The following is a 26,098-nucleotide window of genomic DNA, read 5'->3' as shown; positions in this document are numbered from 1 at the left end:
CATCTCCTGTCATCCGCTCGCATAACCGACCGCTCCCGGGCCGTATCCGACGAGCGCCGCGAAACGCTCCCTGCCCTGCTGGTACTGCAGGTACAGCCCGCCGGCCTTGTGGCCGAAGCCCACGTCGTCGACGGTCAGGACACGCACCGTCAGCGTCACTCGCGCCCGGATCGGACTGAGCTCCCCGTCGTACGCCTCCTCCGACACGTCGAGGTCCAGCATCCGCACGGGCAGGACCCGGTGCGCGCCGAGCACCAGCACGGGCAGCGGCGCCTGGACCGGGGCGATCTCCAGGATCCCCTGGACGGCCAGGTCGTTCTGCTGCGTCAACTGCGCGGCCGTGGGAGCGACCGCCGTCTCCAGCGCGGACAGCATCCCGAACAGCCCGGAACCGGCGGGCGGCGCCGGAGCGCCCGCCGCGGCCACCTGGTCCGTGGCGTCGAACTCCGCGTCGATCCGGAACGTCTCCCGGGGCGGTCCCTGCAACCGCAGCGCCTCCAGCCGGTCACCGGCGTCGGCCCCGATGCCCCGCGGCTGGAGCGTACGGGTGATGCTGTCGGGGTTGTACTGGAACGGCACGACCCGCAGCACCCGCCCATGGTCGGGATCGAGGAAGACGAAACCGCCGCGCCGCGGCATGGCTTGGTTCATGACACACCCTCGCCTTCCGCCTCGCACATCGCCCGGTGGACGGCCCGGGCGATGTGCCGACCGAGCGTCGACACGTGCGCGGATACGTGGATGGGTGCGTGTGCGGATACGTGTGCGGATACGTGTGCGGATACGTGTGCGGACAGGTGTGCGGGTGCCGCCCCGGTCGGGCCGTGCCCGGCACGAGGCCCGCCCGCGGGGGAGAGGCCGAGCAGCACGGCGAGCTCCGTCTCCACCGCCGTGCAGAGCGCCGCCCGCGACACCCCGTCGGCCGAGTCCAGCACCAGTCGGCGGATGCGCAGTTCGACCCGGGTCGCCGTCATGTGATCACCACCGCCGTGTCGGCGTCGAACCGCTCCGCGCCCGGATCGGCCAGCGGACTGTCCACGCCGTCGACGCGCAGCCGCAGCGGATACCGCCCCGGCGCTCCCGCGACCAGCCGGAACCGCAGCTTGCGCGTGGCCCGCGCGAAGGGCTCGGCGGGCACGGGCAGATCACCCACCAGCAACTCGGCGCGCTGACCGGGCTGAACGGCGGGTTCGCAGTCGAGGGACAGCACCAAGACGCCCTTCGCCTCCTTCGCCCCCTTTCCCGCCCGCGCGACGGTCAGCGGCAGGGCGCTGGTGATGCGCGGCGCGATCCGGAGCGGGCGGGGCGCGGTGGTCCGCTCGCTGCCGTCGGGAGCGGTGAGGACGACGACCACGGACCACTGCCCCGCACCGAACTTGCCGTCCAGGGTGACCCGCACGGCGGCGGCCCCGTCGGCACGGGCCGGCAGCACGAGGGGACCCCCGAGCAACGGATGCGTCAGGCGGACGCTCACCGCTCCCGCCCCGGCCCCGCCGAACCCGCTGCCGCTGAGCACGACGTCGGCGCCCGGCGCCGCGACCGGCGGCAGCACGTCCCGCAGGACCGGCCACGGCTCCGCCGCCGTCGGCGCCGCCTCCGGCCCGGCCCCGGCGGCGCCGCGCCGCAGCACCGGCAGGGGCGTCCGGCCCGGCATGGAACTGTCGATGAGCACGAGCCGGGCCTCGTACGGCACGGAGAGCCGGTAGCCGTGACCGAGCGCCGACCACAGCCGCCACATCTCGTCCGGCGGCATGACCGCCGGGGTGACCTTCACCGGTTCGGGCTGCAGATGCAGATCGCTGAAGTCCGCGGCGGCCTTGAGCGCCTCGGCGGACAGCACGGGCCGGTCGTGCAAGGCCGCCATCGCCGCGCCGAGCAGCCGCTCGGGGAGAGTGGAGTCCTGGTCCGGGGGCGCGTACCCGGTGAACAGGTAGTGCAGGACGAGGGGCAGCGCCGGGTGCCGGGTCTCACCGGGGTGCGTTCCCAGGGGGGCGGTGTTGCGCCAGGCGGCGTCGACGGCGGTGCGGTACAGGAACAGGTTGAGGGTCGGCGTCCGTGTCCGTGTCCGCGTCGGCGTCGGCGTCCGCCCGTCGTCCTCGTCGGCGGCGTCCATGCCGCCCGGATGGCGCACCGTCACCACCGCATCGGGCACCGCGCGGAGGACGGCCTCCTGCAACGCGACCCGCAAGGTCTCCGTCACCGCGGCAACGGCCAACGCGTCACTCACGACCGCCTCCCCAGGTACTCCTCGAGCGACATCCGCGACCGCCGCGGCGAAGGCGGGTCGTCCACCACCGGCTGGGAGCGCGCGGTATGGACGACGAGGCGGTCGATGGTGACGTGCAGGACGGTTTCTCTGGGCGGCGTCGTGGGGCGGTGGGGTGGGGGTGCGGCTTCGGGGGCCGGTGGCGAGGGAGGTGACGCAGACGCGGGGGCCACGGGGGGTGTGGGGGGTGTGGGACGTCGGGTGAGGTGCACGGGGGATGGCGGGGGTTGGGGGTGCGTGGAGGGGGTGGGGGCCGGGTGCCGTGCGCCCGGCCTCGGGTGCGCGTGGGGAGGAACAGGGTTGGTGGCGGGACGCTCGGGGGTGGCGGAGACGGGCCTTGCGGCGCGGACGCCGAGGTGAGGGGGCGAGGCGAGCGCCGAAGGGCGCGAAGGGGCGTCCGTGGTGGGCGCGAGCGGGACGGGGCTGGATGGAGAGGCGGGCGGGGGCGAGGGGGTTGGGGATGGGCGTTGTGCGTGGGGAGCCGCAGGCGAATGGCCCTGGGAGTGGGACGGTCCGGAGTACGACGGGGGTGTGGTGGTCCTGGACGGGGACGGTTCGGAGGGTGTCGGGGACGTAGTGGTCCTCGACGTCGGTGGGGCGGGGGTGACGGCCGTTGCCTCGGGCGCCGTCGGCCTCACCGCGGCCTCGGCGTCTGCCTCGGCCGAGGGCACCGGGTTGTGCGCGCGCTCGGTGCTCGGCAGCGGGTTGGGCCGGTCGGCGTGCACCGCGGATCCTTGGACGTGCTCGGCGCCGGTTGTCGGGCGGTGGGTCCCCGGCGTGCGGGGCGACCCGGGCGTGTTCGGGTCGTGTGATGGCGCGACGGTGCCGTGTCGTGGGACGACGCTGTGGTGTGGTGGCGTCGCCGCACTGTATGCCGGCACGCCTTCGGGGTGCGGCCGCGCGTTCCGGCCCTTGCGGGTCGGGTCCGGGACCTCCGGTGTCGCGGCCGGGGGCCCGGCGGGCGACGCCGAATGGTACGGCGGGCTTCCCTCGGGCGGCGAGGACGGGCCCGAGTGGCGTCGTGACGTGGCGTCGGTTTTGCGAGGCGTGGCCGGGATGTCCGGTGAGGTGTCCTCGGCCTGGGGAGCAGCGGTCGGGTGGTGCGGTGAGGTGTCCTCAGGCCGGTGAGGGGCGGCCGGGTTGTCCCGTGAGGTGTCCTCCGCCCGGGGAGCGGTGGCCGGGTTGTGCGGTGAAGTTTCCTCGGGCCGGTGGGACCGAGCCAGAGCGGGTGGGCGCATGTCGTCGGACGGGGGAGGCGTCGTCGGGCCGGGCGGTGGCGTGTGTTGGAGTGTGGGCGGTGGGGCCGGGTCGCGGGGCGACGCACTGTGAGCCTCGGGGGGCACGCGGGAAGCTCTTCGGGACGTGTCCCGCGTACTCGGTGGAGCGGACGTGCTGTGCACCGGCGCTTCGGCGTGCCGAGCCTCGGACGGTGTCGTCGGGGCGTGCGGCGAGGTGTCGTAGATCGCCGCCGTCGTCGTCGGGGCGTGTGCCGAGGTGGCGTCGGTCGCCTCCGTCTGCGAGGCGTACGGGGCGGTGTCTTCGGGCTTGGCCGCCGTCCTCGGGACGCCGGGTGTCTGGGGCTCGGGGCGGGCGCTCCGGGGTTTCGGGTGCTCGCCCGGTGCCTGTGGCGCTACCGCGGCGTCCGTGGGGGACGCCTCGGCGCGTCGGCCGGGCGAGGACACGCTCGGCATGTCCTTCGGCGTCGCCGCCATGGCGCGAGGCGAGCGGTTCGGACGAGGAGGGGGGCTCTCGCCAGGCGTGGAAGCGCCGCCCTCCACGTCGGTGGGCCGGCCCGTGTCGACCGGAACGGGACGGTCACCGGCCGGCGGAGCGTCCGCACCTGACCGCGTCCGAGACGTCCGTGCGGGCGGCGCTGCCGTATCGCTGCCGGCGGCCGGGGGCCGGTCTCCCGGGAGAGGCGGCGAGGACGACGAGTGCCCGCCCGAGCCCGGCTCGCCCGTCGGCATGGAGGGCAAGGCCTCCGACGTGTCCGGGACGCGCGCCGCATCCGGCTCGTGAGCGCGGCCAGGGCCACCCTGACCGCTCGGCAGTCGCGGCGCACCCGGGTCGAACACGTTCGGCATCAGCGGCCTGAGCCGCGGTCCCGGCGCCCCCAGCACCCGGTCCACGAAGTCGTTCATCCGGCGCTCGCCTCCAGATAGAACTGCCGCCGCACCGGGCTGACCGCCAGCACCTCGGCCTCCGACCAGCCGTAGGACCGCGCCAGGGTGTGCACCTCGTGCAGCAACTTGCGTGCGTAGCCGCAGACTTCGGTCCACAGGTGGTCGCCGATGTCCAGGGTGGCCTCCCAACTGTGCCCGCACTGCGGGCAGTTCAGTACGAGTACGGTGTCGGCCCCCGGGTCGAGTTCCGGGAGCCGTCGGGCCACGTCCTCGAGGACCTCGTCGGGCAGCTCCTCGGCGGGTGGACTGACGTGCACGACGCACCGGCGCAGCAGACTGCGACGCGCCTGGGGCGCCGTGGGATCGACGGCCCGGACGTCGCGGCCGGTGAGGGCCCGGTACGTGACCGTCATGCCGTACGTCGTCAGCGTCGCCGTAGCGGGCACGCGGCCCCCCGGGTCGGCGTCCGCGCTCGCCCCCGCGGGCCTCAACTCCCCGGCCGCCACGGTCACATCAAGGCTGTCACCACACGCCGGGCAGTCCGCCGTACAGGGCAGCGCGTCGCCGAAGGCGCCGCAACGCAGCTCCAGCAGGAGGGCGTTGACGACGCTCAGGGGCAGGTCCGCGACGTCCTGACCGGCCGACGCCGCCATCGAGGCGAGCAGGAGGGAGCGGGCCGCCGGGGTGCCGCCGAGCCCGCCCTCCCACACCTCCAGGACCTTCGCCTCCGTCAGTCGATGCGGCACGAGGTCACCCGGCGGTGTCGCTGAACTGCGGCTCCTGCGGCGGGTTGGTGTGCTCCCGCACCCAGCCGTGATGCTCCACCTTGATGTGCTCGAAGGCGACGGCGTTGGAGCCGGCGTCGAGTTCCGGAAGCCCCTGGTATTCGGAGACCCAGGCCTCGTGCACGGAGTAGGACAGCACCTGCTGGCCGCCCTCGTCGAAGACGTCGATGATGAGGTCCCGTCTGAAGTCCTTCAGGGACGTCTCCAGACCGCCCGCCGAGTTCTTCAGGCTCCAGACCCGGTTGGCCCACTCCTCGAACGCGGTGTCGATGGTGCAGCCGCGCTCCAGGGTGATGGCCTCGTACTCCGTGCGGCCGGGAAGCTTGCGGCTGGTGCCCGGGTCGCCGCCGTCGCGGTGCCGGATGACCTCGGTGGTGCGTTTGAGTCCGCTGACCTTGCTGATTCCGGCGATATAGGCGGTCTCCCCGCTGAACTTCACCCGGAAGCGAAAGTTCTTGAAGGGGTCCCGGCGCGTGACTTCCGGCATCGGTCGTCCTCCTAGACCTGGATCTGTCCGGCGAGCTGCTGGATGTGCACGATCACGAACTCCGCGGGTTTGAGCGGGGCGAAGCCCACGTGGATGTTGACGATGCCGCGGTCGATGTCGTTCTGCGGGTTGGTGTCCTTGTCGCACTTGACCAGGTACGCCTCCTGAGGAGTCCGGCCCTGGAACGCGCCCGCGCGGAACAGCGAGTTCATGAAGGCGCCGACGTTCAGCCGGACCGACGCCCACAGGGGTTCGTCGTTCGGCTCGAACACCACCCACTGCGTGCCCCGGAACAGGCTCTCCTCGATGAACAGGGCCAGCCGGCGCACCGGGAGGTACTTCCACTCGTCCGCGAGGCGGTCGGACCCGCGCAGGGTGCGTGCTCCCCAGGCGACCGGTCCGGCGGCCGGCAGCCGCCGCAGACAGTTCACGCCGACGGGGTTCAGCCGCCCGATCTCCAGATCGGTCAGCGGCACCTCCAGATCACTGACCCCGCTCAACGAGGCATCGGTGCCGGCCGGCGCCTTCCAGACCCCTCGCTGGACATCGGTCCGCGCGAGGACGCCGGCCATGACACCGCAGGGCGGGAAGGGCCGGACGGCGCCGCCGAGGAGGGGGTCCGGGGCGAGGACGCGGGGGTAGTAGAGCGCGGCGTTCTTGTCGGCCTCGTCGCCCTGTACGTCTGCCAGCTTGTCGAGGACGGAGTCCAGGTCACCCGTCCAGCTCGCAGGTGGGTCGACGAGGAGGACGGCACGCCGGTCGAGGCACAGTTTCAGCGCGGCATCCCGTAGGGCCTTGGCGGCACCCAAATCGTCGATCTGGTCGGGCAGGCACAGGATGTTGAAGATGTCCGTCTTCAACAACTGGTACAGCCCTGTTTTCTCGGCCGGGCTGCCGGTGTACCTGGTCGCATCCGGAAGCTCCGCGGCAGCGTCGGCTCCGCCGTCGCCTTCCGTCGGGCCGTAGTAGCACGGTTTACCACCTGTCGTGGAGTTGAAGGGATCGGGATCCTTGGGGTCCGGAGCCGGGTTGGCTGTCGGCATCGTCGGGGTGAGAGTCTCGACACGGACGAGCTGTGAGGACTGCAGGACGGTTTCCAGGTTGCGCGGACTGCCCTGCTCGACGCTGACGTTGAGGTACCGCTCCTGGGCACGGGTCTCCACGTCGTGGACCGTCAGGTTGAACAGCTTGCGCTCCGAATCCGGCGTGTCCTTGCCTTCCAAGGTGTCGTAGTCGACCCGAGCTCGGAGATTCAGACCCCACCGTCCCGGGGAGGCGGCGATGAGAACGGCGGCAGGGGCGCTTTCGCTGGTGCGGGCGGCGGGAGTGGCCTTGGCGCCGCCTCCGCTCGTGTCGGCCGCGCCCTTCGCCTTCTTCTTCTCATCGGAGGCGGCACCCTCCCCCGAGGTGCCGGAGGCGGCAGCGTTGTCCCCTCCCTCGCTGCCGCCGCTGCCGCCGCTGCCGCTGCTGCCGCCCGCCGCGGCGGGCGCGGGCGTGGCCGCCGGCTGGGTGGGCGCCGTTGCGAGCGGATCGGCCGGAAGTCGCAGGTGGACCAGCAGCGGGTCCTTCTTCACCACCCGGACGATCTCCGCCTCGCTCCCCCCGTTCAGATAGAACTGGTAGACCGCGTAGCTCATCGGGCATTTCGGCTGCAGGCCGCCGAAAACGGCCTCGTAGTCGGCCCATCCGGTGATGTGCACGGGCCGGTCGGCCGGGCCGCGCGGCGCGTAGCCGACGAACGCGGCGACCGAGGTCGGTACGCCCGTGATGGTCCTCACGGAACTCTTGACCTCGTCGACGTAGACGCCCGGGTAGGTGACGTTCACCGGCATGCCGGCCCCTTTCTCCTCCTGGACGCGCCGACCTGGAGGAACGCTGGTCGTGATCCGTGTTCACCGTATACACACGTCTCGTGACACTGCGCTCTGAAAGGGGCCGGCTGCGTCGATCAGGTGAGGAGCCGAGGCCTCAGCACAGGGGGACACCCGGCAACCGGTTGTCCGGTGACCGGACGTAGATGTTGGTGATGTAGCCGCCGTACAGCGGCAGATAGGCCCACCAGTCGTTGACGTACGGCGGCACCTCGACCTGTTGGCCCTGTTTCTGTCAGCGGATCAGCACCTCCACCCCCGCCGGCAGCTTGGTGAGCGCGGTCGAGGAGGTGGTCGTACCGGCGCGGACGCGTACGTCGGTGCCCCAGGTGCCGAACCAGGTGCCGGCCGGGTGCACGCCCGCGGGCACGTTCAGGGAGCGGACCAGCCGGTTGAGGTTGGTGTAGGCGGCGCCGAACGTGGTGCTCGTCGGCTGGAGGGTGAACACGGCGACGATCGAGCGGTCGCCGGCCCCGACGGTTCCGGTGGTGTGCAGCGCCCGCTGCGTCAGATCCACGTCGTCCGCCCCCGCCGCTGCTCCGGCCTGCACCCTCGCCCCCGCTCCGGCTTTCGCCGCGGTCGCGCCCGTGACGGCGGTCGTGTCGGTGCAGTTGCCGGAGTCACCGAAGCCCGACCAGCCCTGCTTGACCGCCCACGGCTTTTCGAACGACGCCGGGATGCCGAAACGCTGGTCGAATCCGTCGGTGCCGCACCGCGTGGACTGTCGCAGGTCGCCCATGACGAGGGTGCGGACCGGCTCGGGCGCGCTGTCCAGGAGGTAGCGGTAGATCCGTACGGTGTCGGCGGCGGACAGCGCCGTGTAGCCCCAGAAGCCCGGGTAGCCCGCCGGCGGCCCCACGGTGTCGGCGAGGCCGAGGCGGGCGACCACCCGGGTGACGATCGCGCTGCCGCCGTTCTGCGCCCAGTAGTACGAGGCGCTCGCGTCGTCACTGGAGCGCAGCATCGTGTCGAGCCGGGCACGGTCGTCCGCGGGCAGGCTGTAGTCGGGGCCTCGGTTCCACAGGTGGTCGAGTGCGATGAGCAGTTTGACGACCGACGCGGACCGGAACCGCATCCGCGGATTGAGCTGTTCGGTGAAGGTTGCGGTCTGCCGGTCGAAGACCGCGACCCCCGCCGTCACCCCGGGCGGGACCTCGACCGCCCGCGCGGCGGCCGGCGCGTCCCGGGGCGCGGCCGGCGCCGGCCCGGACGCGTGCGCCGGGGCGGTGGCCGCGCCGACCAGGACCGCCGCCAGGAGACACCACCTCAGGACGACCGCGAGGCCGCCTCGTACCCCCGTGCGTCTGCCTCGTACTGACCCGTGCATCAGGATCCCCCGATCCTCGTGTGCCCGTGGAGTTGTCGATCCGGGAGCAGTCAATGTCCTGACCGCTCCCGCGGGAACCTCAGACATACGAGGGTCGGCGGGGTGACGGCCTACAGGATCCGGGCGAGGAGCAGGGCGACGTCGTCGTGGTCGTCGGGGTGGCGCAGGCCGTACAGCAGGAGGTCGCAGATCTCCTCCATGGGCCGTTCGGGTTCGTCGAGGAAGTTGAGGAGGACGCCGAGGCGGTCGTCGATGGAGTGGTGCCGGGTCTCGACGAGGCCGTCGGTGTAGAGGACCAGCAGGTCGCGGGGGACGAGGTCGGTCGTGGTGGCCTCGAAGGGGACGCCGCCGACGCCGAGCGGGGCGCCCGAGGGCAGGTCGAGCAGCCGGGGGGCATGGCCGGGGCCGGCCAGCGCGGGCGGCATGTGTCCCGCGTTGGCCATGCGGCACTGCCTGGTACGGGGGTCGTACACGGCGTACAGGCAGGTGACGATGTAGTGCTCCAGATCGCAGGTGATCTTGTCCAGGTGCTGGAGCACGGCCCCGGGTTCGAGGTCCAGGTCCGCGTAGGCGCAGGTGGCGGTGCGCAGCCGGCCCATGGTGGCGGCGGCGTCGATGCCGTTGCCCATGACGTCCCCGACGACCAGCGCCGTCTTGTCGTCGGTCAGCGGGATCACGTCGTACCAGTCGCCGCCCACCTCGCTGGTGGCCTGCGCGGGCTGGTAGCGGGAGGCGAGGTCGAGGCCGGTGTGGTGGGGGGCGTGGTCGGGCAGCAGACTGCGCTGCAGGGTGAGGGCGGTGTTGCGCACGCTCTGGAACCAGCGGGCGTTGTCGATGGCCACGGCCGCCCGGCCGGCCAGCTCGGAGGCGAGGACGACGTCGTCCTCGTCGAAGGGCAGCGGATTGCTGGTGCGCTTGAGGTCGAGGGCGCCGAGCACCTCGCCGTGGGCGATCAGCGGCACCGCGAGATACGAGTGGACGCCGGCCCGGGCCAGCAGCGAGCCGGCCTCGGCGTCCCGGGCGATACGGGGGAGGTCCTGGTCGCCGACGTGCGGCACCAGCACCGGCCGGCGCGTGTGCACGCACAGGGTGACCAGCCGGTCGCCGTCGTAGGCCGCGAGGCCGCCGGGCGGGTCGGCGGCGCGCAGTGCCACGGTGGGGTGGGCCGCCTTGAGCGCGAGGGCGCGGAACAGCTCCGGGCCGTCGTCCGGCCGGCGTGCGCGGCGGCAGGCGAGCGCGGAGTCGAGGACGTCCACGGCGACCACGTCGGCGAGCTGGGGGACGGCGATCTCGGCCAGTTCCCGGGCGGTCTCCTCCACCTCCAGCGTGGTGCCGACGCGCACGGAGGCGGCGGCGATGAGGGCGAGGCGGCGCCGGGCCCGGTCGGCCTCCGCGGCCGCGCGGTGCCGTTCGGTGACGTCGACGACCGAGGCGGCCGCGCCCAGGATCCGTCCGCCGGGGTCCTCGAGCCGGTAGAAGGACAGGGACCAGGCGTGCTCGCGGTCGGGGTCGGTGGGCGGGCGGCCCACGTGGTACTGGTCGAGCAGCGGCGTGCCGGTGGTGAGCACCTGACGCAGCGCGGACTCGATGGTGTCGACGTCGGGCAGCGGCAGCGTCTCCCTGAGGCCACGGCCCACATGGTCCTCGGCGGGGATGCCGTCGATGCGTTCCAGCGCCGGGTTGACGAGGAGGTAGCGCAGGTCGGGGTCGAGGAGGGCCAGGCCGATCGGGGACTGGGTGATCAGCCGCTCGCACAGCGCCAGATCCGTCTCGACGCGCTGGAGCAGGGTGTGGTCGGCGGCGATGCCCAGGGCGTAGACCTCGCCGAGGTCGTCCTGCAGCCGCATGTTGCGGAACTCCATCAGACGGCTGCTGCCGTCCTTGTGCCGGATGGGGAAGGTGCCCGCCCAGCTCCGGCCGGTCTCCAGCACCTCCGTGAACAGCCTCACCACGGCCTTGAGATGTTCGGAGTGGATGAACAGCCGCGCAGCGTACTTGCCGAGGGCCTCGTCGGCGGTGTACCCGAAGAGCTCCTTCGCCTGCGGGGTCCAGAACACGATGCGCCCGTCGGCGTCGAGGACCATCGCGGACACGCTCAGCATGTCCAGCAGACCGGTGGGCGGGGGCGCGGAGCGGTACGCGTCACCGTCGGACCGGGTGGGTTCGGCTGTCATCGCGGAACCTCCTCCAGCCCTTCCATGCTCTCTCCCGGCCGCCGTGTGCGGTAGCGGAGCGGGGCTTCGGCGGGCGCCTGCGGTGCCGTGCGGATCGGACGGACAAGCAGGACCATGGTGATGTGGAGGACGGCGCACCCATGGATTTCGCGCGAGAGGACTCCGACGCCCCGATGCCCACCGGCGCGCGCGATCTCCTCGACGCGTCCAGCGACGCGGCGGCGGTCGTGTCCGCGGACGGTGTCGTGGTCGGCTGGACGCGCGCCGCGCAGGCGCTGCTCGGCCACCCGGCCTCGGAGGTGGTGGGCCGCTCGGCCGCCGACCTGGCCGCGATGGACCGGGATCCGGCGCGGGTGGCCGGCGTCGCCGAGCGCTGCCGCGCGGGCATGGGGTGGAGCGGTCGGGTCCTGCTGCGGCACCGGGACGGCCACGCCGTCGACGTCGATCTGCGGGTCTCCGCGTCGTTCCGCGTCGGTGCGCAGGAGTGCTTTCTGCTCTCCGCTCGCGGGCAGAGCCGGCAGTGGACGGTGGGCCAGTCCGTCCTCGACGGGTTTCTGACCCGCTCTCCGGTCGGCATGGCGGTGATGGATCTGCAACTGCGCTACGTGTGGCTGAACGACACGTTGGAACGATTCGGCGGTGTGCCCCGCGCCCAGCGGCTGGGGCGCCGGCTGAGCGAGCTGCTGCCCGGGCTGCAGGCGGAGGCCATCGAGGGGCGGATGCGCACGGTCCTGGAGACCGGGGCCCCGATCACCGACTACGAGTACCTCGGCTGGAGCTGGGCCGACCCGCACCGCCGGCGCGCCTACTCCACGTCCTTCTTCCCCCTGGTGAGCGCCGACGACTCGGTCTCCGGGGTCTGCTACATGGTCCAGGACGTCACCGAGCGATGGACCGCCCGCCAACTGCTGGCGCTGGTCAACGAGGCCGGGACGAAGGTCGGCACCACGCTGGACGTGATGCGTACGGCCCAGGAGCTCGCCGAATTCGCCGTCCCGCGCTTCGCGGACTTCGTCGTCGTCGACCTCCTGGAGCCGGTGCTCAGCACCGAAGGGCACGGCGCGTGGCTGACCGACGCGGGACCCGCGCCCGCCAAGCCGGTGATGCGGCGCGCCGGGATGGCGTCGGTGCGGGAGGGCTGCCCGGAGGCCGTGGTCCGCATCGGCGACCCGGTGGACTTCGTTCCTCCCACGCACGACGCGCGGCTGCTCATCGACGGCGAGCCGATCCTCATCCCGGTCCTCGACCCGTCCGACGAGGTGTGGCGGTCCGAAGAGCCCGAGCGGGCGGCGAACATCCGCCGGTTCGGACTGCACTCCCTCATCTCCGTGCCGATGCGGGCCCGCAACACCGTCCTGGGCCTCGCCACCTTCGTACGGTCGCTCAACCTCGTCCCGTTCCGGCCCGACGACGTGCTGCTGGCCCGGGAACTGGTGGCGCGGGCGGCGCTGTGCGTGGACAACGCCCGCCGGTACACCCGGGAGCACACGGCGGCGGTCACCCTGCAGCGCAGTCTGCTGCCGCACGCCCTGGCGGGCGGCACCGCGCTGGAGGTGGCCTCCAGCTACCTGCCCGCGGACCCGACCGACGGGGTGGGCGGCGACTGGTTCGACGTGATCCCGCTGTCCGGGGCTCGGGTGGGGCTCGTCGTCGGCGACGTGGTGGGGCACGGCATCGCCGCCGCGGCGACCATGGGCCGGCTGCGCACGGCGGTGCAGACCCTCGCCGACATGGAGATGCCGCCCGACGAACTGCTGGCCCACCTCGACGACCTGGTGCTGCGGCTGAGCGCCGAGAAGACCGACGGCACGGCGGCCCAGCAGGGCACGACCGCCTTCCTCGGCGCGACCTGCCTGTACGCCGTCTACGACCCGGTCGACAGGCGGTGCACGATGGCCCGGGCCGGACACCCGCCGCCCGTCGTCGTCGCCCCCGGCGGACAGGTGTCCTTCCCCGAGCCGCCGGCCGGGCCCCCGCTGGGACTCGGCGGGATGGCGTTCGAGTCCACCGAGATCGAACTCGCCGAGAACAGCCTGATCGGCCTCTACACCGACGGCCTCATCGCGGGCGCCGACCGTGACCTGGAACAGGGCATGACCCGGCTCGGCGAGGTACTGGCCCGGTCCGGCACCGATCTGGGGACGATGTGCACCTCGGCGGTGCAGCAGCTCGTGCCAGTGCCCCAGCCCGACGACATCGCCCTGCTCCTGGCCCGCACGCACGCGCTGGCCGCCGACCACGTCGTCTCCTGGGAGGTTCCCGCGGACCCGGCCGCCGTCGCCGAGGTCCGGGCCCGGGCGACCCGCCAGGTGGCGGCCTGGGGGCTGGCGGAGCTGGCCATGACGTCCGAACTCATCGTGAGCGAGCTGGTCACCAACGCCGTCCGCTACGCCACCCCTCCCATCCGGCTGCGGCTCCTTCTCGACTCGCGCCTGACCTGCGAGGTCTTTGACGCCAGCAGCACCGCCCCGCGACTGAGACACGCCCGGATCACGGACGAGGGGGGCCGCGGCCTCTTCCTGGTGGCCCAGCTCGCCCATCGATGGGGCGCCCGGTACACGACCGCCGGAAAGATCATCTGGGCCGAGCAGGAGATCCCGTGATCCCGTGACAGGGCCGGGTCCGGCGGGGTGCCGGCTCACCAGCTGGGCTTGGCGATGTTGCCGTAGGACCAGTGGGAGCCCTTTCAGGGCAGACCGGCCCTGGCGATGGAGGCGGCGTGGGCGAGCGTACGCGCGGAACCCCTGCGGGAGAGCGCGCACCGGGCCGTCGTCTCGGCGCATCTCGCCGAGGGCAACGTCAGCGAGGCGGTGCGCCACTACCACGCCTTCCGCCGGTTGCTGAACGAGGAACTGGGCGTCGAGCCCTCGCCCCGGTTCGCCCGGATGCTCCCCGGGCGGCTCGGCCGATCGCGCGGAGACCGTTCGGCGCCGGCGGCGTCCGATGCCGACAACTCGGGCTCATGGGGCGAGAGTTGCCATACTGTAGAGAGATGGCGCTGCATCACCACAGCGAGAACCCGTGGCGGGTGAGGGTGGACGACGAGCGCGGGACCCCCTGTGGTGCGGGGGTGCTGCTCGACGACAGACACGTGCTGACCTGCGCGCATGTCGTACGCCGCGCCAAGGCGCAACCGCAGGGGAGCGCCGACCACGTGCGGATCAGAAGTGTGGCGTGCGGTCCGGAGTGGACGCGCACCGCCCGGGTGGTCCCGGGATCGTGGGTGCACGAGGAGGGCGCGCGGCGCGGCGACGTGGCGCTGCTCGCCCTCGGCGAGCCCGTCGACTGCGGCACCAGGACCGCCTTGTGGAAGGTACCCATCTCCGGCGGCAGGGTGCGCGTCTACGGCTTTCCGCAGGCCGAGCCGTACGGCATGGGGACGGACGCCGAACTGGCGGGTTCCGGCTGGCGCCAGGGCGAGTGGGGACTGCTGAAACGGATACGCGCCGGCGACCCCTGGATCCAGCCGGGCTATTCGGGCGCCGGGGTGGTGGCCCTGGACGGCGAGTTCGAGGGGAAGGTCATCGGCCTCGTGGTCGCCGACTACGACGACGGCGACGCCAGGGCGGCGTGGATGATGCCCACCGAGACGCTGCTGACCTACCTGCCCGGCATCGGGAAGTTCGCCGGCGGCCACCGCGCCGACGAACTGGGGCCGTCCGGCGGCGAGTTGCCCAAGGACGTGCTGGGCGACCCGCTGCGACTCGCCCTGACCCAGGAACTCACCCGGCTGCTCGACGGAGGATGGTCGGGCACCGTCGTCGTCGGCACCGACGCCTCGGTCGGGGCCGGCTCCTCCTGGCTGGTGCGTCTGGTGCGCACGGCCGACCCGGCGGCCCGGGCGGCCGTCTCCGACGCCGAGCTGACCGGCGCGCCCGGCGGCACGGTCCTCGGGCTCGGCTCCATCGACGCGGCCTACGACGCCTGCGGCAGGTCCGTCGCCGAGGTGCGCCGCTATCTGCTGGGCCGGTTCGGGCTGCGCGCGGAGAACGACCGTGACGCGGTGCGCCAGTTGGTGCACCGCCGCCCGCCCGCGTGTCTGGTGGTGGGCCGCGTCGACCGGGCCGCGGATCCCGCCGCGCTCGTCCGGGACCTGTTGGGGCCGTTGGCCGGCCGGGCCCGCTCGCGCGGCCTGCGCCTCGTGCTGGGCTTCGAGGACCGGCCGCCCGCCGATCTCGTCCATGACGTGTCCCTCGACCCCGCGCCGATCGGCGGGTCGGCCTCCCGGAGCGTGACCTCGGCAAAGGCCCAGGCGGTCGTCGGGCAGCTCGCCGCCGAGGAGGAGGCGGCGGCCCGGCTGTGGGCGCGCTGGGGAGGGAAGTTCTTCGCCGCCCAACGGTTGCCGCACAGCGTCGCACCCCGTCTGCGGGTCCGGCTGGCCGTCGCCCGTACCACGGAGCCGAACCCCGAACTCACCGCCGTCCACGACCGCGCCGTTAAGGCCCGCGCCGAGCTCGCGGGGTTCGACCGCGCCCTGCGGCGGCAGATCCAGAGCCACGACGACCTCGGCACGAGCCTGGAACTGCACCGCGTGCGCGCCGCGCGGTTCTTCGGCGACGAGGACCGGCGGCTCGCGGACCTCCACGCCCCCGCCGCCCGTGCGCTGCAGACCGTACCCATCGACCTCGCCGCCGCCCGCCGGCTGGTCAAGCGCTACACCGACGAGGTCAACCGCCGGATCGACGAAGGGTGACGCCGTGCCGATGTGCAACCGCGCCGACTGCGGCCTGGGCGAGATCGACGAGCAGGGCTTCTGCCCGAGGTGCGACCGGCAGCCCTTGCCGCAGGAGGGCGCCGCCGCCCCACCCGCCGCCCCGCCCGGCGCCACGGCAGTACCGGCGCAGGGGGCCGGCGTCGGCGTGGCGCAGGTGCGCCCCGACCCCTGGTACGGCCTCGGCCTGATCGACGCCGACCACGCCCCCGAACTTCCGGACATACCGTCCCCCACGGCGGGCCCGGTCCCCGAGGACCACCGCTACTGCGCGAATCCGGTGTGCGGGAAACCGGTCGGCAGGGGCCACGGCGACGAGCCGGGCCGGACCGCGGGATTCTGCCCCCACTGCGGCACCGCCTTCGACTTCGCCCAGCCCCAGGGCCTCACCCTCGCCGGCCGCTACGACGTCGAGCGCGTCCTCGGCTCGGGGGCCTACGGGGCGGCCTACCTCACCCACGACCGCAACCTCGAGACCCAGGTGGTCCTCAAGGTCCTCAACAGGTCGGTGGCCAGGACGGCCGAGCACGAGCGGGACATACTGGTCGGCCTCCGGCACGACAGCATCGTCCGCATCCTGGGCTATGAGCCCGAGGGGCCGCACCTGGTGCTCGAGTACGTCCCGGGCGAGCCGCTCTCGGCCCGGGAGGGCGACCGGCTCGAAATCCTCCTCGGGCACGGGGTGCGCATCCTTCAGGCGCTCGACTACCTGCACGCCAGGGGCCTGCTGCACTGCGACGTCAAGCCCCTGAACATCATCCGGTTCCGGGAGGAGGGCTCCGCGGGCTCCGCCCGGCCCCTCGACCGGGTCCGCCTCATCGACTTCGGCGCGGTGCGGTCCCAGGAGGAACCCGGGCCGATCGTCGCGTACACCGCGCCGTACGCGCCCCCGGAGGGCGACCCGGAGCATCTGCAGCCCACCCCCGGCTTCGACCTGTACGGGCTCGGGAAGACGCTGCGGGAGGTGTGCCGCTCGCACTGCACCGATCGTGCCGCCCCCGGAGTCGACTCGCTGATGCTGCTCCTGAACCGCGCCACGGACACGGCCGTGCCCCAGCGGAGATTCGTTTCCTCGCGTCAGTTCGGGGAGCAGCTCAGCGGAGTGATCCGGCAGATCGTGGCAGCACCGCCGGCTTGTCGCCAGGTGGCCCGTCCGTCGGCGCTGTTCGGCTCGATCACCGAGCCGCTGCACGGCGGACTGGGCGCGCCGCGGCCGCTCGACCACTGGGTCCGGGCGGTCGCGACCGACGACGCGACGCTGACCATGTCCGCCCCGTTCTCCTGCCCCCGCCCCCAGGACATGGCGGCGGCGCTCCCCACCCCCCTCTCCGATCCCGACGACCCGCGCGTCGGCGACTCGGCCGGGAACGCGCTCGCCGAGAGCAGGCTCGCTCTGCGCCGCGGCGACGCGGGCCGGGCCGCCGAGGCCCTCGCCCGCGCGGACCTGCCCGACTGGCACTGGCTGCACGCCTGGTACTCCGGCCTGATCGCGCTGGCACGCGAGAACGTGCCGAGAGCCGTCGGCCACTTCACCGAGGTGCGACAGACCCTGCCGGGCGAACTGATCCCGCAGCTCGCGCTCGGCCTGTGCGCCGAGTTCCGCGACGACCGCGACGCCGCCCGCTCGCACTACGGCACCGTCTTCGACACCACCCCCGCGATCGGCCCGGCCGGCTTCGGCCTGGCCCGCGTGCACCTGCTGGCGGACCGGCGAGCGGAAGCGGTCGCCACCGCCGAGCGTCTGGCCGAGGAGTTCCGCTACGAACGCGAGGCGCGCGTCGCGGCCGTCCGACTGCTCGTCACGGTCCTCGCCGGGCCGGACCACACCGCGCCCACCGAGGACGACCTGACACGGGCCCGAGCGGCGCTGGACGGCCTCCACGCGGACGACGCCGCGACCACCGGCCTCGGGGCCGAGATCCAGTACGCCGAGTTCCTGCGCACCCACGACCGGCTGAAGCTGTCCGAAGCGGTCCGCGGGCTCGGCGCCCACGCCCCCACCGAACGCGCGTACGTCGCCCTGGTGGACCTGGCGAACCGGCTGCGGCCGGTGCCGGCCCGGGGCTGGCCGGGCCGCCGCAGCCGAACCCGTCGTACCCGTTTCGCCGTCACACCCGACACGCTAAGCTCCTGAACCGCTACGCAGGGACAAACAGGGGACGCGCAGCGACACTTGAGGACACAGTCGGGTGGTGCCGGTGGGGGACAGCCCGCCCTTGACGGGGCTCAGTTTCGAAGTGGACGTGGACGCGCCGTCCGACCTGGCCTACGACGAGACCCGCGCGGACGCCCTCGTCACCGTCGGGGCCCGATCCGTCGCCGACGCGGTCCCGCGGACGGGGGCCGCCGAGATCCTCATCATGGACAAGTCGCTGTCCATGCGCGGCCACGGCAAGCTGGACGAGGCGAAACGCGCGATGTGCGCGGCCGTCGACACCCTGCGGGACGGGACGCTCCTGGGCATCGTCGCGGGCAACCACAAGGCCGAGGTCGTCTACCCGACCACGGGCGGCCTCGCCCTCGTCGACGCCGCGGCCCGGCAGGAGGCCAAGAGCCGGATCGTCGGCCAGCTCGCCGAGGGCGGCACGGCCATCGGCCAGTGGCTGGCCTGCGCCGACCGGCTCTTCGCGTCGGTGACGACCCCCGGGACCGTACGCCACGCGGTGCTCTACACAGACGGCAAGGACGAGCACGAGACGCCCCAGCAGCTGGCCGGCGTGCTCGAGGCGTGCACCGACCGCTTCGTGTGCGACGCGCGCGGACTCGGCGAGGACTGGAACTACGCGGAACTGCTGCGGATCACGGAGGCCCTGCACGGCACCGCCGAGGCCGTCGTCACCGTCTCCGACCTCACACAGGACTTCACCCGGATCATGCAGCAGGCCCAGCGCATCGTCGTGGCCCGCGTCTACCTGGGCCTGCGCCTCAACGACCGCTTCCAGCTGGGCTTCGTACGCCAGACACGTCCCGTGGAAGCAGAACTGACGGCACGTCAGCTGCACGGCGACGAGATCCACGTCCCGCTCGGCTCCTGGTCGCCCGAAACACGCCAGTACCAGGTGTCGCTGCGCTTCGACCCCGAGACGCTGACCGTCGAGGAGAACCTGCGCGCCGCCCGCATCACCCTGCACGCCGAACAGGGCGACGGCACACGCCTGCCGTGCTCCGCCCCCACGGCCATGGTCGTACGACGGCGGGGAACACCAGGGTTCGGGATCCCGCCGTCCGCCGACCTCACCCGGGTCGAGAACGAACACGAACTGGGCATGGCCATGCGGGCCTGCGCCGATGCCCAGCAGCGAAGGGACTTCGACCGCGCCGACCGCGAGCTGCGCATCGCGGTGGGACTCGCCGAGGAGCTCAGGGACACCGCGCGCATGCGGCTGCTGCGCTCGGTGTCGGTCACCGGCCCCGACGGCAGCCTGCGGGTCCGCCGCGACGCGCCCCGCGGACAGGTGCAACGACTCGGCCTCGAATCGACCAGGACCGCGGCCCCGCCGGCCGACGCCCTCGAACTCCCGCCCGCCGACGGCCCGTCCACTCGCGACTGCCCGCGCTGCGGGGCGACGACCTCGGCGCGCTCCGCCAGGTTCTGCGAGAACTGCGGCCACCGCTTCGACGAGGCGACGACGGACGGCACCCCGGTGGACGCCGCATGAGCGCAGCGACCACGGAGCCCCGACGGTCCCTGCGCGAGGCGGTGACCGGCTGGGGAACACGGGCCCGGGCGGTCCATCCGGTGCGGGTGCTGCGCTGGCTCAGGGCGGGCGTCATCACCATGGTGCTGGCCACGGCACTGCTCTATCTGCTGGTGTCGACGCGGGCCGGCGACCAACTGGCCGCCGCGAGGCGCACCGGCGGCGCCATCGAGGACATCGTCCAGGCACGTGACACGGCCGTGGCCGCGGACAAGGCGCTCGCGAAGGCCGCCGACACCGGCCAGGTCACCCTCATCGGCACGGGCACCGAGTTCGCCAACGACACCGCACGCGTGAACACCCTCGTCACCTCGGCGGCCGAGGGCAACGCGGCCGGAAAACGAGGACAGGCCCAATTCCAGTTCATCCAGGGACAGTTGACCACCTGTGTACAGCTCGCCAACACGGCGGTGCGCGACTACGCCCGCAGCGGCCGGGCCGGCCTGACCGCCGCCCGGCAGGCCCTGACCGCCCCGAACGCGCGAGAACCCGGGACGGACGACCCCATCCCGGGCACCGGCGGCCTCAAGGCATCGCTCACCGACCTCGAGAACATGCAGCGACAGGCCCTCGACGCCCAGCGTGAGTCGCACTGGCTGAGCCCCGCCTACGTCTGGTCCCTGCTCGTCGGACCCGCGGCCGTCCTGCTCCTGTGCGTCCTCGCGACCGGCCGGATCGTCGTACGCCGCTTCCGCCGCCGTGTCAGCCCCCAGCTGGTCCTCGCGCCGGCGGCCACCGCGGCGGTCGGGATCACTGCCAGCCTGCTGTGCCGGCACGACGCCCAGGCACTCAGCCGGAATCCGCTGATCGGACACTGGCTGACGACGACGCTCGCCCTGGGCCTCCTCGTGGCCGCCGCCGCGCTCGCCTACCTCGGCTACCGCCCCCGCCTCGCCGAGTACAGGTTCCCGCGCTCATGACCACGGTCAGGGACACGGCCATGAGAACGCTGTCGGCACGCCTCGCGCACTGCGTCCTGGTCCTGGGCCTGCTGCTGGCCGCGGCCGGCTGCGGCGGCGGCCCCGGACACGACCGGGTGACGATCATGATCCCCTGGTCCGGCAACGAGTTCCAGGCGTTCTACTCGGTCGTCAAGTCCTTCCAGGACGACACCGGCATCCAGGTGGACGTGCAGGTCACCCGCGCCCTGACCCAGCAGCTCGACGCCGCGGTGGCGGCCGGGGCGCCGCCCGACCTCGCCATGCTGCCCAGCGTCGGAGCCATCTACCGGTACGCGGACCGGGAAGCGGAGAAGGACAGGAAGCTACAACCGCTCCGGGTCCCCACGGACGCCTATCTGGAGCCGTTCCGCGGGCTGACGAAGGTGCGGGGCGAGGTCTACGCGGTGCCCGTGAAAGTGGACGTCAAGAGCCTCGTCTGGTTCGACCCCGCGGTGACCGGGCGGCCGTCGCCGGCCGACCTCCGCAAGACCGGGACCTGGTGCCTCGGACTGGAGTCCGGCCCCACCTCCGGCTGGCCCGGCGCCGACTGGATCGCCGACGTCCTGCTCGCCCAGGGCGACGGCGCCGCCTACAAGCAGTGGCTCTCGGGCGCCCTGGAATGGAACTCGCCCCCGCTCAAGCAGGCGTGGACCACCTGGCGCAACCTCGTGGGGACCGGCGTCGAGGGCGCCGCCGTCCGCAACTTCGGCGAGGCCGCCGCGGGAATGACCGGCACACCCCGCACCTGCTCCCTCGCGCACGGCGCGCTGTCCGCGATGGGGTTCAGGAAGGGGCAGAGCCACGACTACGTGCCGTCCTCCTCGACGCGCCGACTGGAGGTCTCGGCGGACTTCGTCGGCATGTTCACCCACGACAATCCGAGCGCCGAGGCCTTCATCGCCTACCTCGCTCAGACGAAGGCCCAGCAGTCCTGGGTGAACCAGGCAGCGGGCTCCGCGTTCTCCGCCGACAGCCAGGTCACCCGCTACGAGGACGCCGTCCAGCAGCGGATAGCCGGCATGCTCCGGCCGGACTCCGGCTACACGCTGTGCTTCGGAGCGGCCGACACGATGACCCCCGATGTGTCGGCCGCCTTCTACCGGGCCGTCCTCGACTACGCGACCGCCGGCACGAAGGACCCCACCGGCCTCCTCGACGATCTCGACGAAGTCCAGCACAAGCTGGGGAAGTCCCCCGTCCCCTCGGACAAGCTCTGCGCCACGCTGACGAGCTCGTCGTAGCGCGGGAAAATAGTTCGCACCGTGATGTCGAGAACCCGCGGCCGGCTCCGTCCCTGCCATGAACGCGACCACAAGGGGTCGCACCGGTACCGAGGAGAACCACCATGGCCAAGTACCTGCTGCTGAAGCACTACCGCGGAGCCCCGGCCGCGGTCAACGACGTGCCCATGGAGCAGTGGACGCCCGAGGAGATCTCGGCGCACGTGCAGTACATGCGGGACTTCGCGGAGCGGCTGGAGAAGAGCGGGGAGTACGTCGACGGTCAGGCGCTCGCCCCCGAGGGGACGTGGGTGCGGTACGACGGCGAGGGGCGCCCGCCCGTCACCGACGGACCGTTCGCCGAGACCAAGGACCTCATCGCCGGGTGGATGGTGATCGACGTCGACAGCTACGAGCGGGCCGTCGAGCTGGCCGGGGAGCTGTCGGCCGCCCCCGGGGCCGGCGGGAAGCCGATCCACGAGTGGCTGGAGCTGCGCCCGTTCTACGCCGCGTCGCCCACCGACATGGACTGCCACGCCGGTGGATGAGGCACTGCTGAGAAGCCTCACGCCGAGCGTGCTCACCGTCCTCGTCCGCCGCGGAGCAGACTTCGCGGCGGCCGAGGACGCCGTCCAGGACGCGCTCGTCGAGGCGGTCCGCGTCTGGCCGGCCGACCCGCCCCGCGATCCCAAGGGCTGGCTGGTCACCGTGGCCTGGCGGAAGTTCCTCGACCAGACCCGCGCGGACACCGCACGCCGCCGACGTGAGGACCGTATCGAGGAGGAACCGGCGCCCGGCCCCACGCCCGCCGTGGACGACACGCTCCAGCTCTACTTCCTGTGCGCCCACCCCTCGCTCACCCCGTCCTCCGCCGTCGCCCTCACCCTGCGGGCCGTCGGCGGCCTCACCACCCGCCAGATCGCCCAGGCCTACCTGGTGCCCGAGGCGACCATGGCCCAGAGGATCAGCCGGGCCAAGCGCACCGTCTCCGGCGTGCGGTTCGACCGGCCCGGCGACGTCGCCACCGTCCTGCGCGTCCTCTACCTGGTCTTCAACGAGGGCTACTCCGGCGACGTCGACCTCGCCGCCGAAGCCATCCGGCTCACCCGCCGGCTCGCGGCGGCGATCGACCACCCCGAGGTGGCGGGGCTGCTCGCCCTCATGCTGCTCCACCACGCCCGCCGCGCCGCCCGGACCGCGCCCGACGGCAGCCTGATCCCGCTCGCCGAGCAGGACCGCAGCCGCTGGGACACGAAGTCGATCGCCGAGGGCATCGCCATCCTGCAGACGGCCCTCGCCCGCGACCGCCTCGGCGAGTTCCAGGCCCAGGCCGCCATCGCCGCCCTCCACGCCGACGCGCCCACCGCCGAGGAGACCGACTGGGTGCAGATCGTCGAGTGGTACGACGAGCTCACGCGGCTGACCGACAGCCCGGTCGTCCGGCTCAACCGCGCGGTGGCCGTCGGCGAGGCCGACGGACCGCGAGCCGGCCTGGCCGCGCTCGCGGCGCTGGACGACTCGCTGCCCCGGCACACCGCGGTGGCGGCCTACCTCCACGAGCGCGACGGCGACCTGGCGACGGCGGCCCGCCTGTACGCCGAGGCGGCCCGCAAGGCGCCCAACCTCGCCGAACGCGACCACCTGACCCGCCAGGCCGCCCGCCTCAACACCCGCCTGACGTAGCTCAGGCCTTGCCCTGAAGCCGCCGGACCTGGTTCTTCTTGGTGCCGAGGGCGCTCGCGGGGCCGCAGGTCCACTGGTGGATCAGGGCCCGCGGCCGGGTGGAGACGCCCGAGACGTCGACGCACTTGCCGCTGTGCACGGCCACGAGCCGGTAGTCGTGGCAGTTGCCGAGTGCGGACACGGGGGTTGAGCGTGAACATCCGGTCGGTCTGCCCGTTGCAGGTGTACTGGCCGACGGCGGCGCCGTCGGCCGTCGACGCGCCCGAGACTCTTGGTCAGTGGCCGCGGGCGTCTGCGGCGGGCGCCTCCCGGGCCAGCAGCCCGGCGCGCAGTTCCAGCGGGGTCGCCCCGTGCCACCGACGCACCGCCCGCCGGAGGGCGCTCACGTCGGCGAACCCCGCCTGGCGGGTGATCTCACGGAGCGTCAGTTCCGGTCGTCGTAGTAGCTGTTCGACCTGCTCACGACGTACCCCGTCGACGATCGCCTCGTAGGTGGTACCGCACTCGGCCAGGCGACGGCGCAGGGTGCGCTCGCTGGACGCGCGCCGGCGGGCCTGCTCGGTGAAGGAGGGGACCGCCGGAAGGCTCTGCGCAATGGAGATCTCCAGCACCTCCAGCAGGTCCTGCTGGTCGCGCCGCGACGCCGTCTCCCTCTCCAGCACCTCCAGCACCGAGGCATAGGTGATGGGGTCCCGCCCCGGCATGGCCGCGCGGGCCCACCGAGCGGGGATCACCATGCGGTTGCCGGCGGCGTCGAAGCGCAGGGGGCAGCGGAAGAGATCGTCGAACGGGCGCGTGTCACGCGGGGCGGGAAAGGCGAACTCGACCGCCTGCGGCGCGAACGCGGCACCGACGCTCAGCCGGGTGAGGGTGACGACGCTGGAGTACGCCTCCTCGATCAGGAAGACGCCGACCGTCGGATCCAGCGCGGGGTCCGGCAGGTCGGCGCGCAGCACATAGCCTGCGTCCTCCCAGCCGGCCGACCACACCGTCATCGCCCCGGAGAGGTTCTGATAGCGCACACCGGTCTCGATGGCTTCCTGATGAGTTCCGGCGGCCATCATGGCGAAGCCGAGCAGTCCCCACGCGGTCAGGTGCTGCGCCGCGCCCACGCGCAGCCCCAGGTGCTCGTCCCCGGTCAGCCGCACCGCCTGCCGGATGACGTCACTGCCCTGCCGGTAGGAGACCCGCAGCGCGGCGGAGCCCAGCACCGTCGGGTCCAGCCCGACCCGGGTCAGCAGCGGCTGCAGGTCGACGCCGTGCTCCTCGGCGACGCGGGTGAGGTAGCGGAGGATGTTCGGCGCGATGGTGGCAGAGGTGCTGCGGCTCGTTCCCGGAGAACTGGCCGGAGCGGGAGCATCAGGCATCGCGTTCCCTCTCACCAGGGCGTTTCTCGCTTCACTGTAAGCAACCGGCCCCCGCGTGTCGCCCGGGTGGCCGCCGGAGCCCCCATTTCGGCCTCCGACGCGCTGCACACGGCCTCGCCGCCCTCCCTACGGTGTGCGAAAAACCTGCCCGCCCTGCCGTGCGCGAGAAATGAAGGCTCCCGATGACTGCACCTCTTCTCACCGCGGCTCGGCGCCGATCCGTGCGCCGGAGCCCGTTCAGGGCAGCGCGGCGGACCGTGGCGACGGTGTTCGCCGCCCAGGGAGCTGCGGTGGCCGCGGTGTCCACCACGGTGCCCGCCGTCAAGGAGCGTCTCTCGCTCTCTTCGCTGACGATGACCGTGCTCGTCGTGGCCGTCGCGTTGAGCGCGGGCGTCGGCAGCTTCGCCGGACCGGCCGTGATCCGGCGGCTGGGACCCGTGGGCGCCATGCGGGCCGCCGTCGTGACCGCCGCCACGGCCCTGCTGCTGATCGGCCGGGCTCCCGACCAGGCCGTGGCCGCGGTGTCCTACGGGTTGTTCGGCATGGCGCTGGGCTGCATCGACGTATCGGCGAACACCCGGGCCGCCGCCGTCGAACGCCACTACGGCCGGAGCATCTTCGCCTCCTTCTACGCCGCCTGGAGCGCAGCGGGCGTCGCCGCCGCGCTGGTGACCGCGGGCACCGCTCGCCTTGGTTGGCCCGCCGAGTACACCCTGACCGCCGAGGCCGGCCTCGTCCTGGCCCTGGGCCTGACCGTCCGAGCGCACGAGCTTCCCGCCGACGCGCCACCTGCCGACTCGCCACCCGCCGAGTCCGTCGGGCACGGCCGCGGACTGTGGATCGAGCTCGCCCCGTTCGGCCTGGTCCTCCTGGTCGCCTATGTCATCGACTCCACGGTCTCGTCGTGGTCGACGCTCTATCTCCACCAGACTCTGGACACCGCCCTGTCCCTCGCACCTCTGGCCTATGCCGCCTACCAGGTCGGCACCGTCACCGGGCGGGCCTGCGCCGACCACCTCGTACGCGCCGTCGGTCCGGCGGCCGTGATCCGTGCCGCCACCCTGCTCACCGCCGTGGCCCTCTCCGGACTGGCAGCGGCTCCCGCCTGGCCGTACGCGGTCCTGGCCGCCGCGTGCACCGGGCTCGGCGTCTCCGCGCTCGTCCCCCTGTGCCTTGCCTCCGCCGGACGACTACGACCCGGGGCGACCGAAGCGGTCCTGGCCCGCATGAACGTCTTCAACTACGCGGGCGTGCTCGCGGGCGGAGCCGCCAGCGGAGTCCTCGGGTCCACCGGTCACTTCCGCCTCGCCTACGCGATCCCGGCCGCCCTCGTCCTGGCGCTCCTGGTGACTGCACGGTCTTTCGTGTGGCCGCCCAAGCCCCCTCTCTGACCGCACGGACCATTTCCCGCTGAACTGCGGATGAATAAGTTCCCTTCAGTCCTT

At 73.0% G+C, this 26,098-nt stretch carries 18 protein-coding genes and 2 pseudogenes; 10 read left to right on the top strand and 10 right to left on the bottom strand.

Annotation, left to right across the window (positions count from 1 at the left end):
- Positions 1-9: 9 nt before the first annotated feature.
- From ACIBTS_RS11865 to ACIBTS_RS11830, 8 genes and pseudogenes are all read right to left on the bottom strand, one after another.
- Positions 10-651 (bottom strand): hypothetical protein, encoded by a 642-nt coding sequence (locus ACIBTS_RS11865; protein ID WP_399318649.1) that lies wholly within the window; start codon positions 649-651, stop codon positions 10-12.
- Positions 648-974, bottom strand: a complete 327-nt coding sequence (locus tag ACIBTS_RS11860; RefSeq protein ID WP_399318648.1) for a hypothetical protein — start codon at positions 972-974, stop codon at positions 648-650. The genes ACIBTS_RS11865 and ACIBTS_RS11860 overlap by 4 nt, the downstream gene beginning before the upstream one ends.
- Positions 971-2,227 (bottom strand): DUF4255 domain-containing protein, encoded by a 1,257-nt coding sequence (locus ACIBTS_RS11855; RefSeq protein ID WP_399318646.1) that lies wholly within the window; start codon positions 2,225-2,227, stop codon positions 971-973. Before ACIBTS_RS11855 ends, ACIBTS_RS11860 begins: the two co-directional genes overlap by 4 nt.
- A gap of 2,176 nt (positions 2,228-4,403) precedes the next feature.
- Positions 4,404-5,135 (bottom strand): hypothetical protein, encoded by a 732-nt coding sequence (locus ACIBTS_RS11850; RefSeq protein WP_399318644.1) that lies wholly within the window; start codon positions 5,133-5,135, stop codon positions 4,404-4,406.
- A 4-nt stretch (positions 5,136-5,139) separates the two neighbouring features.
- Positions 5,140-5,661, bottom strand: a complete 522-nt coding sequence (locus tag ACIBTS_RS11845) for a phage tail protein (RefSeq protein WP_319345079.1) — start codon at positions 5,659-5,661, stop codon at positions 5,140-5,142.
- Positions 5,662-5,672: 11 nt separating this feature from the next.
- Complete coding sequence (locus tag ACIBTS_RS11840) at positions 5,673-7,493, bottom strand: phage tail sheath family protein (RefSeq protein WP_399318643.1); 1,821 nt, start codon at positions 7,491-7,493, stop codon at positions 5,673-5,675.
- A gap of 136 nt (positions 7,494-7,629) precedes the next feature.
- Positions 7,630-8,859 (bottom strand): annotated as a pseudogene (locus ACIBTS_RS11835) (hypothetical protein).
- Between the two features lie 110 nt (positions 8,860-8,969).
- Positions 8,970-11,033 (bottom strand): SpoIIE family protein phosphatase, encoded by a 2,064-nt coding sequence (locus ACIBTS_RS11830; protein WP_399318641.1) that lies wholly within the window; start codon positions 11,031-11,033, stop codon positions 8,970-8,972.
- Between the two features lie 140 nt (positions 11,034-11,173).
- Between ACIBTS_RS11830 and ACIBTS_RS11825 the strand changes: the two genes are divergently transcribed.
- The 9 genes and pseudogenes from ACIBTS_RS11825 (at position 11,174) to ACIBTS_RS11785 (ending at position 23,286) form a co-directional block, all read left to right on the top strand.
- Positions 11,174-13,636 (top strand): SpoIIE family protein phosphatase, encoded by a 2,463-nt coding sequence (locus tag ACIBTS_RS11825; protein WP_399318639.1) that lies wholly within the window; start codon positions 11,174-11,176, stop codon positions 13,634-13,636.
- A gap of 84 nt (positions 13,637-13,720) precedes the next feature.
- Positions 13,721-14,065 (top strand): annotated as a pseudogene (locus tag ACIBTS_RS11820) (bacterial transcriptional activator domain-containing protein); the annotation flags it as partial.
- Entirely contained in the window at positions 14,026-15,726 is a 1,701-nt protein-coding gene (locus ACIBTS_RS11815; RefSeq protein WP_399318638.1) for a serine protease, read from the top strand. The pseudogene ACIBTS_RS11820 and the gene ACIBTS_RS11815, both read left to right, overlap by 40 nt.
- Positions 15,727-15,736: 10 nt before the next feature.
- Positions 15,737-17,878: a tetratricopeptide repeat protein gene (locus ACIBTS_RS11810; protein WP_399318876.1), complete on the top strand. Its 2,142-nt coding sequence runs from the start codon at positions 15,737-15,739 to the stop codon at positions 17,876-17,878.
- Between the two features lie 82 nt (positions 17,879-17,960).
- Positions 17,961-19,403, top strand: coding sequence for a VWA domain-containing protein (locus ACIBTS_RS11805; protein ID WP_399318636.1), 1,443 nt, complete (start codon positions 17,961-17,963; stop codon positions 19,401-19,403).
- Positions 19,400-20,362 (top strand): hypothetical protein, encoded by a 963-nt coding sequence (locus tag ACIBTS_RS11800; RefSeq protein WP_399318635.1) that lies wholly within the window; start codon positions 19,400-19,402, stop codon positions 20,360-20,362. The genes ACIBTS_RS11805 and ACIBTS_RS11800 overlap by 4 nt, the downstream gene beginning before the upstream one ends.
- Before the next feature lie 20 nt (positions 20,363-20,382).
- The gene (locus ACIBTS_RS11795; protein ID WP_399318633.1) at positions 20,383-21,624 is read left to right on the top strand and encodes an extracellular solute-binding protein; all 1,242 of its coding nucleotides are present in this window, start codon (positions 20,383-20,385) and stop codon (positions 21,622-21,624) included.
- 104 nt (positions 21,625-21,728) lie between these two features.
- Positions 21,729-22,151, top strand: a complete 423-nt coding sequence (locus ACIBTS_RS11790; RefSeq protein ID WP_319675727.1) for a YciI family protein — start codon at positions 21,729-21,731, stop codon at positions 22,149-22,151.
- Positions 22,144-23,286 carry an RNA polymerase sigma factor gene (locus ACIBTS_RS11785; protein ID WP_399318631.1) on the top strand — a complete coding sequence of 381 codons (1,143 nt, stop codon included), beginning with the start codon at positions 22,144-22,146 and terminating at the stop codon, positions 23,284-23,286. The genes ACIBTS_RS11790 and ACIBTS_RS11785 overlap by 8 nt, the downstream gene beginning before the upstream one ends.
- 1 nt (position 23,287) lies before the next feature.
- On the opposite strand, the gene ACIBTS_RS11780 is transcribed toward ACIBTS_RS11785, so the two are convergent.
- Positions 23,288-23,467 (bottom strand): RICIN domain-containing protein, encoded by a 180-nt coding sequence (locus ACIBTS_RS11780; RefSeq protein ID WP_399318630.1) that lies wholly within the window; start codon positions 23,465-23,467, stop codon positions 23,288-23,290.
- Positions 23,468-23,561: 94 nt separating this feature from the next.
- The gene (locus tag ACIBTS_RS11775) at positions 23,562-24,653 is read right to left on the bottom strand and encodes an AraC family transcriptional regulator (protein ID WP_399318629.1); all 1,092 of its coding nucleotides are present in this window, start codon (positions 24,651-24,653) and stop codon (positions 23,562-23,564) included.
- A gap of 182 nt (positions 24,654-24,835) precedes the next feature.
- On the opposite strand from ACIBTS_RS11775, the gene ACIBTS_RS11770 reads away from it, so the two are divergent.
- A complete protein-coding gene (locus tag ACIBTS_RS11770; protein WP_399318627.1) occupies positions 24,836-26,044 on the top strand; it encodes an MFS transporter in 1,209 nt (402 codons plus the stop codon).
- Positions 26,045-26,098 lie beyond the last annotated feature (54 nt).

The sequence above is a fragment of the Streptomyces sp. NPDC050121 genome, assembly GCF_044460385.1.
GTDB lineage: Bacteria > Actinomycetota > Actinomycetes > Streptomycetales > Streptomycetaceae > Streptomyces > Streptomyces soliscabiei.
This window is presented reverse-complemented; position numbering and strand designations above follow the sequence as displayed.